Annotated in this window: 17 protein-coding genes; 7 read left to right on the top strand and 10 right to left on the bottom strand. The window is 67.0% G+C overall.

Translation table 11 applies throughout. The annotated features are described in order from the left end of the window. The first annotated feature begins 127 nt into the window (after positions 1 to 127). Positions 128 to 805 (top strand): NADPH-dependent F420 reductase, encoded by a 678-nt coding sequence (locus JOF46_RS07675; RefSeq protein ID WP_245348047.1) that lies wholly within the window; start codon positions 128 to 130, stop codon positions 803 to 805. Between the two features lie 130 nt (positions 806 to 935). Here the strand turns inward: JOF46_RS07675 and JOF46_RS07670 are convergent, their stop codons facing one another. Together JOF46_RS07670 and JOF46_RS07665 are read right to left on the bottom strand one after the other, a co-directional pair. Beyond that, the gene (locus JOF46_RS07670) at positions 936 to 1,667 is read right to left on the bottom strand and encodes a VIT1/CCC1 transporter family protein (RefSeq protein WP_209906787.1); all 732 of its coding nucleotides are present in this window, start codon (positions 1,665 to 1,667) and stop codon (positions 936 to 938) included. Between the two features lie 53 nt (positions 1,668 to 1,720). Further along, entirely contained in the window at positions 1,721 to 2,497 is a 777-nt protein-coding gene (locus tag JOF46_RS07665) for an SGNH/GDSL hydrolase family protein (RefSeq protein WP_209906786.1), read from the bottom strand. 150 nt (positions 2,498 to 2,647) lie between these two features. Here JOF46_RS07665 and JOF46_RS07660 point away from each other — a divergent pair, with 150 nt between their 5' ends. Then, the gene (locus tag JOF46_RS07660) at positions 2,648 to 2,920 is read left to right on the top strand and encodes a hypothetical protein (protein ID WP_209906785.1); all 273 of its coding nucleotides are present in this window, start codon (positions 2,648 to 2,650) and stop codon (positions 2,918 to 2,920) included. Here JOF46_RS07660 and JOF46_RS07655 read toward each other — a convergent pair. Beyond that, on the bottom strand, positions 2,917 to 4,080 hold the full coding sequence (locus JOF46_RS07655; protein WP_342592392.1) for a serine hydrolase domain-containing protein: 1,164 nt from the start codon (positions 4,078 to 4,080) through the stop codon (positions 2,917 to 2,919). The genes JOF46_RS07660 and JOF46_RS07655 overlap by 4 nt on opposite strands. Before the next feature lie 47 nt (positions 4,081 to 4,127). Further along, a complete protein-coding gene (locus tag JOF46_RS07650; RefSeq protein WP_209906784.1) occupies positions 4,128 to 5,117 on the bottom strand; it encodes a ribonuclease HI family protein in 990 nt (329 codons plus the stop codon). 272 nt (positions 5,118 to 5,389) lie between these two features. On the opposite strand from JOF46_RS07650, the gene fdhA reads away from it, so the two are divergent. Both fdhA and JOF46_RS07640 read left to right on the top strand, forming a co-directional pair. Further along, on the top strand, positions 5,390 to 6,610 hold the full coding sequence (gene fdhA, locus JOF46_RS07645) for a formaldehyde dehydrogenase, glutathione-independent (RefSeq protein WP_209906783.1): 1,221 nt from the start codon (positions 5,390 to 5,392) through the stop codon (positions 6,608 to 6,610). Positions 6,611 to 6,645: 35 nt separating this feature from the next. Continuing rightward, on the top strand, positions 6,646 to 7,044 hold the full coding sequence (locus JOF46_RS07640) for a GlcG/HbpS family heme-binding protein (protein WP_209906782.1): 399 nt from the start codon (positions 6,646 to 6,648) through the stop codon (positions 7,042 to 7,044). Positions 7,045 to 7,152: 108 nt separating this feature from the next. Here the strand turns inward: JOF46_RS07640 and JOF46_RS07635 are convergent, their stop codons facing one another. The 3 genes from JOF46_RS07635 to JOF46_RS07625 all read right to left on the bottom strand — a co-directional run bounded on the left by JOF46_RS07635 (position 7,153) and on the right by JOF46_RS07625 (position 10,578). Continuing rightward, entirely contained in the window at positions 7,153 to 8,715 is a 1,563-nt protein-coding gene (locus tag JOF46_RS07635) for an SPFH domain-containing protein (protein ID WP_209906781.1), read from the bottom strand. Positions 8,716 to 8,717: 2 nt separating this feature from the next. After that, a complete protein-coding gene (locus tag JOF46_RS07630) occupies positions 8,718 to 9,194 on the bottom strand; it encodes an NfeD family protein (protein WP_209906780.1) in 477 nt (158 codons plus the stop codon). An 823-nt stretch (positions 9,195 to 10,017) separates the two neighbouring features. Further along, entirely contained in the window at positions 10,018 to 10,578 is a 561-nt protein-coding gene (locus JOF46_RS07625) for a GNAT family N-acetyltransferase (RefSeq protein WP_209906779.1), read from the bottom strand. A 139-nt stretch (positions 10,579 to 10,717) separates the two neighbouring features. On the opposite strand from JOF46_RS07625, the gene JOF46_RS07620 reads away from it, so the two are divergent. Together JOF46_RS07620 and JOF46_RS07615 are read left to right on the top strand one after the other, a co-directional pair. Beyond that, the gene (locus JOF46_RS07620; RefSeq protein ID WP_209906778.1) at positions 10,718 to 11,407 is read left to right on the top strand and encodes a ubiquinone/menaquinone biosynthesis methyltransferase; all 690 of its coding nucleotides are present in this window, start codon (positions 10,718 to 10,720) and stop codon (positions 11,405 to 11,407) included. A gap of 296 nt (positions 11,408 to 11,703) precedes the next feature. Further along, the gene (locus JOF46_RS07615) at positions 11,704 to 12,438 is read left to right on the top strand and encodes a class I SAM-dependent methyltransferase (RefSeq protein WP_209906777.1); all 735 of its coding nucleotides are present in this window, start codon (positions 11,704 to 11,706) and stop codon (positions 12,436 to 12,438) included. Here the strand turns inward: JOF46_RS07615 and JOF46_RS07610 are convergent. The 3 genes from JOF46_RS07610 to JOF46_RS07600 form a co-directional block, all read right to left on the bottom strand. Next, a complete protein-coding gene (locus tag JOF46_RS07610) occupies positions 12,435 to 13,352 on the bottom strand; it encodes an SDR family oxidoreductase (protein ID WP_209906776.1) in 918 nt (305 codons plus the stop codon). The genes JOF46_RS07615 and JOF46_RS07610 overlap by 4 nt on opposite strands. 177 nt (positions 13,353 to 13,529) lie before the next feature. Further along, positions 13,530 to 14,642, bottom strand: coding sequence for a glutathione S-transferase family protein (locus JOF46_RS07605; RefSeq protein ID WP_209906775.1), 1,113 nt, complete (start codon positions 14,640 to 14,642; stop codon positions 13,530 to 13,532). Between the two features lie 215 nt (positions 14,643 to 14,857). Beyond that, positions 14,858 to 15,433: an NADPH-dependent FMN reductase gene (locus JOF46_RS07600; RefSeq protein ID WP_209906774.1), complete on the bottom strand. Its 576-nt coding sequence runs from the start codon at positions 15,431 to 15,433 to the stop codon at positions 14,858 to 14,860. 131 nt (positions 15,434 to 15,564) lie between these two features. Between JOF46_RS07600 and JOF46_RS07595 the strand changes: the two genes are divergently transcribed. Next, positions 15,565 to 16,032, top strand: coding sequence for a MarR family winged helix-turn-helix transcriptional regulator (locus tag JOF46_RS07595; RefSeq protein ID WP_209906773.1), 468 nt, complete (start codon positions 15,565 to 15,567; stop codon positions 16,030 to 16,032). The last annotated feature ends 35 nt before the right edge of the window (positions 16,033 to 16,067 follow it).

The following is a 16,067-nucleotide window of genomic DNA, read 5'->3' as shown; positions in this document are numbered from 1 at the left end:
TGGAATACGCAGGCCGCCCGCGTGCCGGCAACGGTTCCCCAATACCTCAGCCAAAAAATACTTGACACTTCAATCAAGTGGGGCGTACTGTGATACTTGAAGCTTCAACCATACGGATTGAGACCACATGAAAAACTTCCTCGCTCGACTCTTCGGAAAGAAGGCAGCAATGTCCATCGACATCAGCATCATCGGAACCGGCAACATGGGACGCGCACTGGCAGCCCGCACCCTCGCAGCAGGCAAGAACCTCCAGGTCCTCGCCCGCGACACCGAGGCTTCGGCCACGCTCGCCGCGGAGCTCGGCGGTGGCACCACCGGCGGAAATCTCACCGAGGCCCCGGCCGGGCGTATCGTCGTCCTGGCGCTGCCCTTCGACGCCGCCAAGGAATACGTCACGGCCCAGGGCGCCGCCCTCGATTCCAAAATCGTCATCGACATCACCAACCCGGTGGACTTCTCGACCTTCGATTCACTGACCACCGCGGCAGGCAGCTCCGCCGCCGAGGAAATCGCCGCGCTGACCTCGGCCACCGTCGTCAAGGCCTTCAACACCACCTTTGCCGGCCCGCTGACCGCCGGTTCGGCTGCAGGCGAGCCGCTGGATGTCTTCGTCGCCGGCGAGGACTCGGCACGCACCGAAGTTGCCGCCTTCGCCACGGCCGCAGGGATGCGCCCTATCGAGGTCGGCGGCCTGCACCACGCCCGCGAGCTCGAAGGATTCCAGCTTCTGGTCATGGCCATGCAGGCCAACCCCGCACTGCCCGATTTCAACTGGGGCACCGCACTGAAGATCGCCGGCTGATCCAGGCCCGGCGACACACGTCTCCAGCACCACGGGGAGCCCGGCCACAAGGTCGGGCTCCCCGTGGTGTTCCACCACCCAAACCAGGCAGATCCAGTCCGGACCCGACCGCAAGCGCGCCGAGCCGCAGCTACACGATCCCGGCGACACCCAGCCAGGAGCCGATGGCGAAGGTGATCCCGAGAGCCGCGGCCCCGCCGATGAGCACCCGCAGCGTCGGTCGAAGCATCGGGGCCCCGCCCAGCCGGGCGCCGAGCGCACCGGTGATTCCCAGCGCCAGCATCACGGCGATGAAGGTCACCGGGATCTTCAGTGGCCCGGGCAGGAACACCGCGGTGGCGAAGGGCAACGCGGCCCCCACCGTGAAGGACACCGCCGAGGCCACGGCGGCGTTCCACGGGTTCAGCACCTCTTGTTCGTCGAGCTGCAGCTCTGCATCAAGGTGCGCGGCCAGCGCATCGTGGGCGGTCAGTTCGTGGGCCACCCGGGCGGCGGTTTCCTGGCTCAGCCCCTTGGCCTCGTATAGTCCGGCCAGCTCCGCCAGTTCTTCCTGCGGCATCTGGGCCAGCTCGAGGCGTTCCTTCTCGATGAGCGCCTTTTGCGAATCCGCCGAACTGGACACCGAGACGTACTCCCCCAGCGCCATGGAGATCGCCCCGCCGATGGCGGCGGCCGCCCCGGCCGCAAGGATCGGTCCGTGGGCCGTGGTGGCACCGGCAACACCGACGACCACCGCTGCGACCGAGACGATCCCGTCGTTGGCGCCCAGCACCCCGGCACGCAGCCAGTTAAGCCTTTCGGCCACGCCCTGGTTGTGCGGTTCGTCCTCGTGTTGTCCCTGCGGTTCCTGCTGCCCGTCCATGCCCACCAGCAAAGCACCCTCGAACACTTCTTGGCCAGCGGCGCGACCTTTGGTTACCGGGCCGCCGGTGCCTGAAGCGAGACGTAGCGCGGGTAGCGGGCGGACAGGTTGTCCCCCGACGAGGTCCCGGTGAGCCGGCGCTTGACCCACGGGGCCAGGAATTCCTTGGCCCAGACCGCGTCCGCTCGCAGCTTTTCGGCCCGTGACTGCGCGACCAGCGGCGGGAGCTCCGGAGGCTGGATGGCGCTGTCCCGTTCCAGGACCTCGAGCACCTTCCCGGCCATCAGGGTGTGCCCGGCGGTGCCCATGTGCAGTCGGTCGGTGGCCCAGTAGCGCCAGTCCCGGAATTCGCGCCAGCGCCAGTAGTCGGCGATCACTGCCCCGTGGCGTTCGGCGATTTCGCGCACGGCCTCGTTGTAGATGGCGGTGCGGCCGCGGGTCTTTTCGAAGATTGCCGAGCCGTTGGAATCGAACCCGGTGAACAGCAGCAGCGAGGCGCCGGTTGCGGCCAGCTGGCCCACCGTCTCCTCGTACCTGGACATCATGGTGTCGATGTCGACGCTGGGGCGCAGGATGTCGTTGCCGCCCATGTACAGGCTGACCAGCGTCGGGCGCATGGTCAGCGCCACGGGCAGCTGTTCGGCGATCACCTGCCCGACCTTCTTGCCGCGGATCGCCAGGTTGGCATATCCCCAGTCCGGGTCCGCACAGAGTTGCTCGGCAACCCGGTCGGCCCAACCGCGCACCTGGTTCGGCCGGTTCCCGTCCACATCGCCCATGCCCTCGGTGAACGAGTCGCCCAGGGCCAGATATCGTTTCGAAAATTCCACGCCCCCAGCGTATCGCCGCCACCGCCCTTGTTCAGGCACCGCGGCGACACGCTGCGCAACACCCGGGGCCCAACCTCGTTGACACGACTCACCGGCTGCGCTGTGCCGGCACACAGCAAGCACCTAGCCAACGCGCGCACGCTGGAAAACATGAAGACCACAAACCGCCGCAAGACCCACCGCACCAACGGGCATCCCGCCAGGAACGTCATCGGCCACGGTGCCGATCCCCTGGGCATGCCGGAGCACGCGCCCGAGCCCGCGGCGCATGGCAACGGTCCGGTTTCCGTGGGCCCGGACACCTACGAGGTGCGCTGCGACATCGTGCCGACCCACCAGGGCGCCGACCCCGCGCAGATCCCCTGGCTCGAGGAAATCCGCGGCGACCAGCACCTGAACGACTCCTTCTCCGGGGTCATCTAGCCGGCCAGCAGCACCTGGCGGGCCAGCACGCTCAGCTGCCCGCCGCGCGAACCGGTCCCGTTGGCTTCGGCCCGTGCCGGGACATAGCCCAGCGCCAGCCCGTAGGCCGGATCCGCATATCCCAGCGAGGCGTTGGCCCCGTCGTGGCCAAAGGCCCGCGCGGACCCGAAGTCGTTGTTCGCGTGGGCCTTCATGAACCCGATGCCGAAGGCCCCGGGAGAGCCTCCGGCCCGGTCCAGTCCGAACACCCGGTCCTGGGACACCTGCGCGATCGTGGCCTCGGTGAGCAGCGGCGCATGCTCGTCCCCGGACTCGTCGACGAACCCGGTGCTGGCCAGCGCATAGAGCCTGGCCAGCCCGCGGGCGTTGGCCACCCCGCCGATCGCGGCCAGGCCGGCCTCGCGGATGGCGCGCACATTGGGCACGTCCATGATCTCGAAGCTGGGCCCCTTGGGTCCTTCGAACCCGCCGGTCGAGTTCATGGCCAGCCCCATCGGGGAGAACGGGTCGAGGAAGGGAGCCGGACCGGCGTCGAGGGCCGCCAGGACCGGGCGGAAGCGCGGTTCAAGATCCTCGGGCAGGCCCAGGTGGAAGTCGATGTCGTGCGGGGCCCGAATGCGGCGCTCGAAGATCTCCTGCAGGGTTTCCTGTGCGCAGCGGCGGGCGAGTTCCTCCATGAACACGCCCATGGTCAGCGCGTGGTAGCTGTGCGTGCTGCCCGGGGTCCACAGCGGTGCGGTCGCCGCCAGGATGCCGGCGGCCAGCCGCGAATCAACCAGTTCCTCCTGGGTGAACCCCCCGGCGACCCCGGGCAGGCCCGCCTGGTGGCTGAGCAGCTGCGCCACGGTGATCGAGGCCTTCCCGGCAGCGGCGAACTCGGGCCAGTACACGGCCACCGGTGCCTCCAGGTCCAGCAGCCCCTGTTGCACCAGCAGCGCCATGACGATGGCCCCGGCCCCCTTGGAACAGGAGAACACCCCGGTCATCGAGTCGGGGGTGCAGTTCTCACCCACGCTCATGTCCAGCGCCAGGTTTCCGTCCTGGTAAACGGCCAGCTGGCCGGAGTAGTCCGGATCGTTGGCGGCGAAGGAAGACATCAGCTCGGCCACCGGGGCGAAGCGCTGGTCAATGACAGTGGTGTGGTTGCTCTGCGTAGTCACGACCCCCACATTACCGACCCACCCGTACCCGACGGCCGCCGACCTGCTCAGGCGGTCGGCGTTTCCTGGCGGTAGCGCAGCAGCCAGCGACCCTCGACCCGCTGCCAGAACGACGAGCACAGCACCGCTTGGTCCCCGGCCAGCAGCCGGTAGGCCAGCTGCACCTTGTCCAGGCCCCAGGGCGTGGCGGCCAGAACCTGCAAGGCGCCGCCGACGGGCAGCGGCTCGGCGGCGTTGAACGCGGCGATGATGGTGGAGCGGTCTGTCAACGAACCGTCGCGGCTGATCTCCTGGAACTCCGGGTGCAGGAATGCCATGACCTCTGTCAGGTCCCCGCGCACCGCCGGGGAGAGAAGCTCGGTTTCCAGTTCGAAGACCATCTGCACGTCCGCGGCGAGTTGAGCCGCCGGGTCGGCAGGCACCGAATCGGTGGCAACAGGTTCGGCCGGCGCCGATTCGGCGGCAACCGCTGACCTCGGCACCTGCACATCCAGGTCCTCGAAGATCATCGAGTCGTGGCCGTCGGGCGCCGGAACCTCGTGGTTGGCGGTTGCTTCGGCGGCCCCCTGCACACCGTCGAGCCCCGGTCCGGCGTCCGGCTCCTTGCCTGCCTGGTAGGCGGTGGCGGCGGCGCGGGCGCGGTCGTCGGCGGCCTCGTTCAGCTCGTGCCCGGCGTGGCCCTTGACCCATTCGAATCGGTACTTGCGGCCCGTGATGGCGGCGTCGATGTCCTTGAGCAGCTCCAGGTTCAGCACCGGCTTGCCGTCGGACTTCTTCCAGCCCTTCTTCTTCCAGCCCGGCATCCACTTGGTCACCGAGTTGATCACGTATTGGGAATCGCACAGGATGTGCAGTTCCTCCTCGGGCAGGTGCGCGGTGGCGCGGAAAAGGTCAAGCACGGCCATGAGCTCGCCCATGTTGTTGGTGCCGTGGGCCCAGCCGCCGGCGGCCCAGCGGTCGTCGTCGATGTACCAGGCCCATCCTGCCGGTCCCGGGTTTCCAAGGGCTGATCCGTCTGCGGCTGCGGTGATCGTCATATTTCAATCCTGCCACGGCCCCACCGACGCTTTCACATCGGCGCCGATCGGCGGGGCCCACCCATGGCCTTGTCCGCGTCCAGGTCGTACGCTGGGGCCATAAGGGATGGGGGCCGGAGACCGCGGCACATGCAACACGGCCATCGAAGGCTTGGGGCCATCATCGCGCCCGGGGACCTGCTTTTCCCCGCGCACCGCAACGCCCACATTGGCATTCGCTTCCCGGTTCCCGTCCGACGGAGAGAACAGAACTGCGGAAGGTAGTGGTGCCCGTGCCCGGAAACAAGGCCGTCGCCTACGTGAAACCCGGGGTCGTCGAGGTCATCGACACCCCGTACCCCACCCTCGAGCTCAGGGACGGACCCGGGGTCAACCCCGCCAACGTCGGGCGCAAGGTCCCCCACGGGGCCATCCTGCGCACCGTGAGCACCAACATCTGCGGTTCGGACCAGCACATGGTCCGCGGCCGCACCACCGCACCGGCCGGCCTGGTCCTGGGCCACGAGATCACCGGGGAGGTCATCGAGACCGGCCCCGACGTGGAGTTCCTCAAGGTCGGGGACATCGTCTCGGTGCCCTTCAACATCTCCTGCGGCCGCTGCCGCAACTGCAAGGAGGGGCAGACGGGGATCTGCCTGAACGTGAACCCCGACCGCCCCGGAAGCGCCTACGGCTACGTCGACATGGGCGGCTGGGTCGGCGGCCAGGCCGAGTTCGTCCTGGTCCCCTACGCCGACTGGAACCTGCTCAGGTTCCCCGACCGGGACCAGGCGCTGGAAAAGATCATGGACCTGACCATGCTCTCGGACATCCTGCCCACCGGCTTCCACGGCGCCGTCACCGCCGGGGTCACCGTCGGCTCGACCGTCTACGTGGCAGGGGCCGGGCCCGTCGGGCTCGCCGCCGCCGCGTCCGCCCAGCTGCTGGGGGCGGCTGTGGTCATCGTGGGCGACCTGAACGAGGACCGCCTCGCCCAGGCACGGTCCTTCGGCTGCGAAACCATCAACGTCGGGGCCGGGGACCCGGCCGACCAGATCGAGCAAATCCTCGGCGTGCGCGAGGTCGACTGCGGCATCGACGCGGTCGGCTTCGAGGCCCGCGGCCACGGGCACGGCTCCGGCGCGCAGGAAGCCCCGGCCACCGTGCTGAACTCGCTCATGGACCTCACCCGGGCCGGCGGATCCCTGGGCATCCCCGGGCTCTATGTCACCGGGGACCCCGGAGCGGTGGACGAGGCGGCGAAGCAGGGCAGCCTGTCCCTGTCGCTGGGCACCGGCTGGGCCAAGTCCCTGTCCTTCGCCACCGGCCAGTGCCCGGTGATGAAGTACAACCGGCAGCTGATGATGGCGATCCTGCACGAGAAGATCCACATCGCCAAGGCCGTCAACGCCCAGGCGATCCCGCTGTCCGACGCCCCGCGCGGCTACGCCGAGTTCGACGCCGGGGCGGCCACCAAATACGTCCTGGATCCCAACGGCTACCTCACCCGGTAGCCATCCACAACCAACCCCCCTGTAGGAGCATTGCCATGTCACTGAATCTCGCGGACGCCCGCACCATCACTGCCGCCGCCGAGGCGCGCGCGGCCGAAATCGGCCAGCCCATGAACATCGCCGTCGTCGACGCCGGCGGGAACCTGGTCTCCCACGTGCGGATGGACGGTGCCTGGCTGGGCAGCATCGACATCTCCATCAACAAGGCCTTCACCGCCCGGGCCTTCGACCTTCCCACCAAGGACCTGGCGGAGAATTCGCAGCCGACCCAGCAGTTCTACGGCATCCACGCCTCCAACCACGGGCGCATCATGATCTTCGCCGGCGGCATCCCGATCCGCCGCGACGGCGTGGTCGTCGGCGCCGTCGGGGTCAGCGGTGGCTCCGGTGCCCAGGACCAGGAGGTCGCGGAGGCCGGCAGCACCGCGCTGTAGCCGGTCCCGGATGCCCGCCCTTGCGTGCAGTCCCCGGGCAGGGTGCACCACGGCCGATCGTCCCGCCGGTTTGGCGGGGCGATCGGCGGGTGTGGCAAGCGTGTTCGGTCAGTTCCGCTCGGCGACCGATTCCTCGGATCGCACGACAGGTGCCGATGCCGAGACCGCTTCCGGGGTTGTTCCCGCGCCGTTCAGGAGTCCGGAAAGCATTCCGGCGATGTCGATCTCGGTGCTGCCCTTGATCATCGCCAGGCCCTCGGTGACGATGCGGTTGGCCTGCTTGACGGCATCGGATGCACCGTCCGAGCTGATCACCGTGTAGTTGTCGATGCCGGCCACGGCATCGGAGCTGGCCTTGACGATGTCCGGCAGGGCGCTGATCGCCAGGAAAGCCAGCGAGGCCTGGGTGTGGCCGGTCAAGGCCACGGCCTTCGCGTCCTCGGCCTTGGCGGTGGCTTCGCCAATGGCGGCAATCGATGCGCCCTCCGCTTCGCCACGCAGGCGCACGGCGTCGGCTTCCGCCTTGGCATTGAGCTCGATCGCCGTTGCCAGACCCTGGGCCTTGAACACCTCGGCGTTCTTGGACGCCTCGGCCTCAACGGTCTGGGCAGCGGCGCGGGCCTCGGCATCGGCGATGGACGCCTTCTTGGAGCCCTCGGCCTCGATGGCCTTCGAGTTGGCTCGCGCGGTGGCGCTGAACACGTCCGCGTCCCGCTTGGCCTCGGCGTCGGTGCGCATCTTGTAGGCCTGGGCGTCGGCCGGCTTGTGCACCTCGATGTCCAGGCGCTCCTGCTCCACCAGGGCCTTCTCGGCCAGGGCCTTGCGCTCCAGCTCGGCGACGGTCACATCCTGCTCCGCGGTGGCGATCCCCTTGGCGGCCTCCGCAATGGCTTCGGCGCGGTCCCGTTCGGCCTTGAACTCCGCCTTCCTGATGGCAAGGTCCCGCTCGAGGGCTGCGGTCTCGCCCTCCTGCGCAATGCGGGCGGCTTCGGATTCCTGGAAGGCCTTGGAGGTCGCGATGCGTGCTTCGCGCTTGGCCCGTTCCAGGCCCGGCTTTCCGACTTCCTCGAGGTAGTCGATGGTCGTCGGCTTGTTGTCCGGGCCCAGCACCGTGCGGGACGGGGTGCTGACCGAAGAGATGTTGAAGGCATCGATCTGGATGCCCTGCTCGGCGAACTGGGTGACCGCCGATTCCAGCGACTGGTCCTGGAATTCCTTGCGGTTGTTGTTGGCGTCCTCGACCGACATCGCCGAAACGATGCCGCGCAGCACGCCCTCGGCCGACTTGGTCACCGAGGCGTTCAGGTCCTCCTTCGAGTGGGTGAGGAACCGTTGGACGGCCTTGCTCATTCCCTCGACCGAATCGTCGAACTTGAAGTTCAGGCTGGCTGTCACCGAGGTGGTGATGAAGTTCTTGTCAACGCCTTCCACGGCAAGCTCCACCTGGCGTTGCTCGAGCGACATGACGTATTTCTGGTGGATGACCGGCAGGAAAAGCACGATGCCCTTGGTGAAGATCTGCACCTGGCCCTTCGATCCCTTGCCGGCACGGATGATTGCCTGGTTGGGTGCCACGGTAACCAGTCGGGTGGTGGCGTACCAGATGAGGGCTATGAGGACAGCGAGGATTGCTGCGACTGCGATGACGGTTCCATTTACGGCAAGATCCATGGTTAAATTCCGTTCAGTTCAGAGGTGGATGCGACCCTGATGCGGTCTCCAACAATTGCCACGACGGCAATTGGTGTGCCCTGCTCGATGGGGCTGCTTGAAAAGACGAGGCGCTGGTTGATTTCATCGGGGTGGTCCAGCTGAACTTTCCCGACGATGTCGTTGATGTCTGTGGTGGCGACGCCCAGAAGGCCGATGACTTCGTGCGGCTGTGCGTTGGAGATACTGGCCATCTTTCGGGCAAGCAGCGCTACGCCGACGATGGCAATGACCCCCAGAATGGCTCCCGCGCTGTAGGCCAGAAAGAGTGGACCGTCGTTGAGCAACACAATCGCACCCGCGGCGCCGAAAAGCGTCGCTGCCGCACCGACGGCAGTGGTGGAGATGATTCCGTCGAAGAAATCGACAAGCTCTCCCAGGGTCATGGACACGATGAGGAGCAGGAGGCCACTGCCTCCGATCACTGCGAATGTGAGCATGTGGATTCCTTCGTGGGTTGATGGCCGGGCCACATGGCACGGCATGATTCAAGGATTCGGCATTGGCTAAGCCCCAAGTTTCCGGCGCTTCCCGTGGTGTCTTTGCTTCCTGAAGCGTCGGTTTGGGCACCCGGTCGGACTCCCTCGATTGCCTCACCTGACATAAAGTCTATTGGTTAGCTGTATAAAGTTGGGTCAGCGAAGTCACAAGCCCGCCATATGCGGAATGCAGTTGCTGCCCGGAAGCTGCAAACCCGCATGGCTGGTTCGCCGAAAGGGAGCATCCATCGAGACTTGCCCGAAGCTCTCAACACTCCGGGCAAGGGTTGATCGAAACTCGCTGTTCCGGCGCCAAGGCGACCGAGGATTCGATCCCGGCGCAGACAATTCCGCCGTGGCCCGGGCAGGAAGAGCCCGTCGCCGACAACGTTGAAGACGCCTTCGATGGGTCCCTACCCAGGGGCAAACGGCCACGGGGAGGCAGCGACCTGCCGTCACCCAAGCCCGAGCAGCCCCAATACCGGACCAGACCCAATACCGGCGGAGGGTCCATCAAAAGGACACGCCGAGACCTCCGGATCGGCGGCCGACAGTAATCGATGAAGTGGATTTACCGCTGCCACATGCCTCCCACACCAGGCCCCGGTTGGCTGTTTCAGCCGCGGCGACCGGGGGTGTCCCTGGACAGGACCCGTGAAGCATTTTCGAGCCATAATTCAGCTCGCGGCCTACCCGGGGTGGGCCCATCCTTGGCGGTGGAACACCGAAAGTGGCGGCGAGGGCTTCCCGCAACCGGCAGCCCTGCATACTGGGCGGTGACCCTTTAGCCGGCCGATGTCCCCGCGGGTTCGCCCACCGGAAGCAGGCCGGCAAACACGAGCGAATCCCGCGCCTTTCCGTCGATGCGCTTGTGGCCGGGCAGGTAGTCCACCTGCCGCATTCCGATCTTTTCCAGCACCCGCACCGAGCCGGTGTTCTCCGGTCGGCAGGTGGCCACCACCCTCGTGAGCCCCAGGTGCGCCCCGGCCCAGGACAGCAGCGCCTCGGCGGCTTCCGCCGCGTACCCGTTGCCCCAGGCGTCACGGCGCAGGACATAGCCGATCTCCGCTTCACGGGGCCCGTGGACCAGATCCGATTTCCCGGTCATCAGCGCCACCGAACCGATGACCGAGCCGCCCAAGTCAACGGCCAAGGTCCAGGTCTCCCGTGGCGCCGCAGCCTGCACCGCGGCACATTCCTCCAAAAACACCGCCGTCTCCTGCGGCGTGTTGGGCCCCCATTCGGCGAAGGCACACACCACCGGGTCGGAGGCGAAGGCATGCACGGCGTTCTGGTCACCGGGGCCGTATTCGCGCAGCAGCAGCCGCTTGGTGGAAATCTCCATGCTTCCCATGGTGGCACGGCGCCTCCCACCTTGCCCTCCGGCGTCCCGGACCGGGTGCGCGCAATGCCGCCTCGGACCGCGCCCTCACATAGACTCGAAGACGAACCCCACCAGCACTCCCACGCAAGAACCGGCGGCAATGCAAAACAAAGATTCCTCAGTCCAGGCGACCTTCAATTCCGTCGCTCGGCGCTACGACCTGATCAACCGCCTGATGACCCTGGGCTCGCACCAAACCTGGTGCCGCGAGGTCGCCGCCCGCGCCACCTCGTTCCCGGGACGCGACTACCTTGACCTGGCCACCGGAACGGGCGTCATCGCCCGCGAAATCCGCAAGCAGTACCCCGCGGCCAGCATCACCGGCGCCGATTTCTCCGACTCGATGTTGGCCCTGGCCCGGCAGATCAACGGCGGCGACGGTATCGAATGGCAGTTTGCCGACGCCCACGAGCTTCCCTTCGCCGATGCCTCCTTCGATGCGGTCACCCACGGCTACCTGCTGCGCAACGTCAGCGACCTGGACAAGGTGCTGGCCGAACAGTTCCGCGTGCTCAAGCCCGGCGGCATGGTCTCCGCATTGGAGTCATCTCCCCCGGCCGGGCCGCTGGCACCGGCCATCCGCCTGGGCATGCGCATCGTGATCCCGGTATTGGGGCAGTTCATCGGCAAGGACCGGGCGTCCTACGAATACCTCGTCGATTCGACCTTGGGCTTCCTGGCCCCCGAGGCGCTGCGCGAGCGCTTCATCCAGGCAGGCTTCGAGGACGTCCAGGTCAAGCCGAAGTACCTGCGCACCAACATGATCTGGTCCGCCCGCAAGCCCAGCTGATTCCTCGGCGTCCGCACCGAGCTGCCGCCGCATCCATCACCAGTCCATGGCATCTCGGGGTGGGTGTGGTGGCGCTCAGGCAGGGCACTGGCCCTCCGTCGTCGCCCGCGCCTCCGGCGCTCCACACCGCGGGGCCGGCGTCCGTCCGAAACACCACGTTGCTCCGCGGAAGCGCCCGGATTCTCCACCGGCCCCGGCTGGGCCCAGTTCCCGGCACCACCGGCGTCGAGGGTGTTCGCAGCAATTGCAACACAACGTTTATACAATCTTTGGCAAAATTCGTTTAGGCTCGGCCCATGCAGTCATTCCTGACCCCGGAGCAGCACGCGGACCTCTACGATGCCGAGAACACCTGGACCGTGGCCGAGGACTTCTTCCTTGGCTTCATCGACGAACAACCCCGCAGCAGGGTCCTTGACCTCGGCTGCGGAACCGGTCGACTGACCATCGCCCTGGCCGAAGCCGGACACCGGGTCACCGGCCTGGACCCGCACGCCGGCTCGTTGGCCGCGGCCAGGGCAAAGCCCGGCGCCCATGCTGTTGACTGGATCGATGGCACCTCGGCGCAGCTGCCTCCGGATGCCGTGTTCGATGCGGTGCTGATGAGTTCGCACGTGGCCCAGGCCATCAACGACGATAACGAATGGCACCGCACCTTGGCCGATGTCCACCGCGCCTTGCGGCCCGGCGGACGGCTGGTCTTCGATTCCCGCGATCCGCAGGCACGGGCCTGGGAACGCTGGACCCCGGGCACCACACGCAGCCAGCACACGCTGCCCGACGGGACCGGCGTCCAATTGTGGATCGATGCCCAGGAACGCGAGCGCGGCTTGGTGGCCATCACCGAGCACCGGCTGCTGGCCGATGGCAACCGGGAGTTCGAGGACGCGGTGCTGGCCTTCCGCAACGAGCAGCAATTGCGAACCGACCTGGCCGCCTCGGGCCTGTGCGTCGATTCGGTGTTAGGCGGATGGCAGCGGGAACCGGTGGGCCGCGGCGCCGGGGAACTCATCGTGGTGGCACACCGCTAGCGGTACCCGGCACCGTTGGCCGGCAGCCCGGCCCCCTGCACCTCGTCCATGTAGCGCCAGCAATCTGGTGCCGAACCGTCCAGGTCCGTGAATCCGTATTCGCGGGCAAGCCCCCCGCTCGAGAATGATCCGCCGCTGCGCGAGAGGACCTCGGGATCCGCGGCGAGCGCGGAGATTGCCCGGCCCACGAAACGCGGGGATTCGCTGATCGCGGCAAAGTGCCCGTCCTCCTCCGGGGAGCTTTGCCAGTTGTCCTCGGTGACCCCGTAGTTTTCCAGCATCATCTCCGAGCGCAGCCACCCCGGGCTCACGACCACTGCAGCGCACCCGTGGGCCTTGAGTTCGTGGGCGAGCGTGAAGGCCATGCGCAACGCAGCGTTCTTGGCCAGGTCGTAGAACGTGGAGACCCGGTAGTGGCTTCCGTTGAATTCCTTGGTCCCGTCGGTCACCTCGACCACCAGGCCTCCGGGCTTCCGGGAAAGCAGCCCCAGCGCGTGGTGGGAGGTGATCAGGTGCGTCTTCACCCCAAGTTCCAGCATGTGCAGGCCGGCCTCGAGGTCGTGCTCCCAGATGTTCTGTTCCCACTGAATGAGTTTTTCCCCGCCCCAGATGTCGTTGACCAGCAGGTCCAGCCTGCCCTGCTCGGCATCGATGCGTGCCACGAGCGCGGCAACCGCATCGGAATCCAGGTGGTCAACGGCCACCGCGATCCCGGTGCCTCCGGCCGCGGTGACACGTTCAGCGGTTTCCTCGATGGTTTCGGGGCGGTCGTACTCGCTGCGCGCGGCCCGGGTGCTGCGCCCGGTGCAGTACACCGTGGCCCCGGCCTCGCCCAGCGCGACGGCAATGCCACGTCCGGCCCCGCGCGTCGCCCCGGCAACCAGGGCGATCTTTCCTTTAAGTGTTCGCTCCATGCTTTCACGCTAAACCCGGCCCGCTGGCCGCGGCCAGAGTTGTTGGCGGTGGCTTCGGCCCGCTTTCGGAGCCATCAACTCGCGGTGGAACCACGCAGGAGCCAAGAACCCCCAACCGAAGAATATCGAGTGGGGGTTCCTGGCCTGCTTCACACGTGCTTCTTGGCCCGGTGGAACTTAGGCCAGCGGGTAGAGCGGGTTGTGCCCGGCGGCGACCTTCTCGGAATCACGCACCGGTTCCGGAGCGGTGCCGGTCCCCCACGGGTTCCCGCCGAGGGCCTCGCGACCGTGCGGTTCGAGCCAGTTTTCCAGGTCCGGGCCGACCGGGACGATCTGCGTCGGGTTGATGTCCTCATGGACCACGTAGTAGTGCTTCTTGATCTGCTCGAAGTCGATGGTGTCGCCGAATCCGGGCAGCGCGAACAGGTCGCGGGCGTAGCCCCAGAGGTTCGGCATCTCGGTGAGCTTGTTCCGGTTGGCCTTGAAGTGCCCGTGGTAGACCGGGTCGAAGCGGACCAGGGTGGTGAACAGCCGCACGTCGGCCTCGGTGATCGAGTCCCCCATCAGGAAGCGGCGGGTTGCCAGGCGTTCCTCGAGCCAGTCCATGGCTGTCCAGAGCCGGTCGTAGGCCTCGTCGTAGGCCTGCTGGCTTCCGGCGAAGCCGCAGCGGTAGACCCCGTTGTTGACCTCGGTGAAGATGCGCTTGATGATCGGCATCATCTCCTCGAGCTTGTCCTCCGGCAACAGGTCCGGGGCGCCTTCGCGCTGGAACTCCTTCCACTGGGTGGCGAGGTCCAGGGTGATCTGCGGGTAGTCGTTGGTGACCACGGCACCGGATGGCACATCGACGATCGCCGGCACGGTGATGCCGCGCGGGTAGTTCGCGAAGCGCTTGAAGTAGTTCTCCTGGATCCGCTCGGTGCCCAGCACCGGGTCCACCCCGCCGTCATCCAGGTCGAAGGTCCACGAGCGGACGTCGTGCACCGGTCCGGGTGTGCCCAGCGAGATCGCGTCTTCCAGTCCCAGCAGGCGCCGCACGATGATGGCACGGTTGGCCCACGGGCAGGCGCGGGCGGCAACCAGCCGGTAGCGGCCGGCCTGAACCGGCCAGAGCTCGGCGCCTTCGGCCACGCCCGCATGCACGTTGCCGATGGTCCCCGCGGTCGGCCCGCCGGAGGCGCGCACGGCGTCGGGATCTGCGACGATCCGGTCCTGGATGTAGTTGGTGTCGCGCGTGAATTCCGCGCCCGTGACATATGCACCGGCGGTGCTGTGCTGCTGCTCGCTCATAACCCAACCCTATGTTCGGGTGCCCTGAAGCACCATGGAGGAAAAGGAATGGCCTGCCCGTGGATTTCTCCGGGGCAGGCCTTCATCCCGCGGGCCGGCGCACTCGTCCGTTGAACGACACGAGGCGGGCGGCCCGGGGATTTGCCTGGCCGGTTCCCGCGCCCCCATGTTGCACGGGGAGCGGCCAGGCGATGTTGCCTTGGGGGGATAATCCCTTAGGCGGAAACCAGTGCGGCGTCGCGAACCGACTTCAGTGCAACGGTCCACGGCACCAGCTGGTCCAGGACCGGTGCCAGCGAGGCTGCCTGCATCTCGGTCGGCTTGAACACCGAGAAGTTCTCGAAGTCGGTGAACAGCGAGAACATGCCGGTCTTCTGCACGTGGGCGATCTGCAGCTCGGAGAGGATGCCGCGCAGGTGCTCGACGGCGCGCACGCCGTGGGCCGAGCCGTAGGAGACGATGCCGGCGGCCTTGTTGGCGAACTCGGCGTTCAGGTAGGACAGCGCGTTGGCCAGGGCCGGGGCGACCGAGTGGTTGTACTCGGGGGTGACGAAGACATAGCCATCGAATTCGGCGATCTTGGCGGACCAGGCCTTGGTGGCCTCGTTCTGGTAGTTCTGGTAGGCAGCCGGGTAGGCTTCATCCAGCAGTGCCAGGTTGAAATCGGCGATGTCAACGAGCTCGTAGTCGGCGTCGCCGCGCAGGTTGGCCTGTTCCAGGACCCACTGGGCCACGCCGGCGTTGTTGCGTCCCGGGCGGGTTGAACCGGTGATGATGGCAATCTTGGTCATGCGGGGTCTCCTTGGTCTGGGGGGGGTGACACGCGGGCTGTTTGTTGACGTGTCAACTAAAACTTGATATCTCCATTCTGCCGCGAGAAAATTGACATGTCAACCAAATATGAAGAAGTGTGAGGCGCACCATGTCCGAGCCCCGTTGGCTCAACAAAGAAGAAGCCCAGCTGTGGCTCGAGTTCCGGGAATTCCTCTGGGGCTTCCCCAGCGCGATGGATCGCCAGCTCACCCGCGACGCCGGGATGTCCAGCGGCGAGTACGCGGTCCTTGCCGCGGTTTCGCAGACAGCTCCCGACGCGCTGCGCTCGGGCGACCTGGCCGCGACGCTGCAATGGGAGCGCTCCCGGGTCTCGCACCTGTTGCGCCGGATGGAGGCCAAGGGCCTGATCGAGCGCTGCGCCTCCAGCTGCGATGGCCGCGGCCAGGACATCAAGCTGACCGAGGCAGGCTGGAAAACGATTCGCGGCGCGGCCCCCGACCACGTCTCGTTCGTGCGCGAAACGCTCTTCGACCCGCTATCCGTGGCCGAACAGGAACAATTCGGGGCCATGCTGGCCAAGATCCGTTCGGCAGTGGTCGACCGCGACCTCTGGTGACCGCGCCGGCCCCCTGATTGGATGCCGGGGCGGTT

It is taken from the genome of Paeniglutamicibacter psychrophenolicus, from assembly GCF_017876575.1.
Lineage (GTDB): Bacteria > Actinomycetota > Actinomycetes > Actinomycetales > Micrococcaceae > Paeniglutamicibacter > Paeniglutamicibacter psychrophenolicus.
Note: the sequence above shows the minus strand (reverse complement) of the source record. Positions and strands in the feature narration are given on the sequence as shown.

Coding starts and splice junctions, on each gene's coding strand:
- JOF46_RS07600 (WP_209906774.1), bottom strand. CDS start 15,433: ATGACCAAGATTGCCATCATCACCGGTTCAACCCGCCCGGGACGCAAC.
- JOF46_RS07605 (WP_209906775.1), bottom strand. CDS start 14,642: ATGAGCGAGCAGCAGCACAGCACCGCCGGTGCATATGTCACGGGCGCG.
- JOF46_RS07595 (WP_209906773.1), top strand. CDS start 15,565: ATGTCCGAGCCCCGTTGGCTCAACAAAGAAGAAGCCCAGCTGTGGCTC.
- JOF46_RS07625 (WP_209906779.1), bottom strand. CDS start 10,578: ATGGAGATTTCCACCAAGCGGCTGCTGCTGCGCGAATACGGCCCCGGT.
- JOF46_RS07610 (WP_209906776.1), bottom strand. CDS start 13,352: ATGGAGCGAACACTTAAAGGAAAGATCGCCCTGGTTGCCGGGGCGACG.
- JOF46_RS07615 (WP_209906777.1), top strand. CDS start 11,704: ATGCAGTCATTCCTGACCCCGGAGCAGCACGCGGACCTCTACGATGCC.
- JOF46_RS07630 (WP_209906780.1), bottom strand. CDS start 9,194: ATGCTCACATTCGCAGTGATCGGAGGCAGTGGCCTCCTGCTCCTCATC.
- JOF46_RS07635 (WP_209906781.1), bottom strand. CDS start 8,715: ATGGATCTTGCCGTAAATGGAACCGTCATCGCAGTCGCAGCAATCCTC.
- JOF46_RS07675 (WP_245348047.1), top strand. CDS start 128: ATGAAAAACTTCCTCGCTCGACTCTTCGGAAAGAAGGCAGCAATGTCC.
- JOF46_RS07640 (WP_209906782.1), top strand. CDS start 6,646: ATGTCACTGAATCTCGCGGACGCCCGCACCATCACTGCCGCCGCCGAG.
- JOF46_RS07650 (WP_209906784.1), bottom strand. CDS start 5,117: ATGACGATCACCGCAGCCGCAGACGGATCAGCCCTTGGAAACCCGGGA.
- JOF46_RS07670 (WP_209906787.1), bottom strand. CDS start 1,667: ATGGACGGGCAGCAGGAACCGCAGGGACAACACGAGGACGAACCGCAC.
- JOF46_RS07660 (WP_209906785.1), top strand. CDS start 2,648: ATGAAGACCACAAACCGCCGCAAGACCCACCGCACCAACGGGCATCCC.
- JOF46_RS07620 (WP_209906778.1), top strand. CDS start 10,718: ATGCAAAACAAAGATTCCTCAGTCCAGGCGACCTTCAATTCCGTCGCT.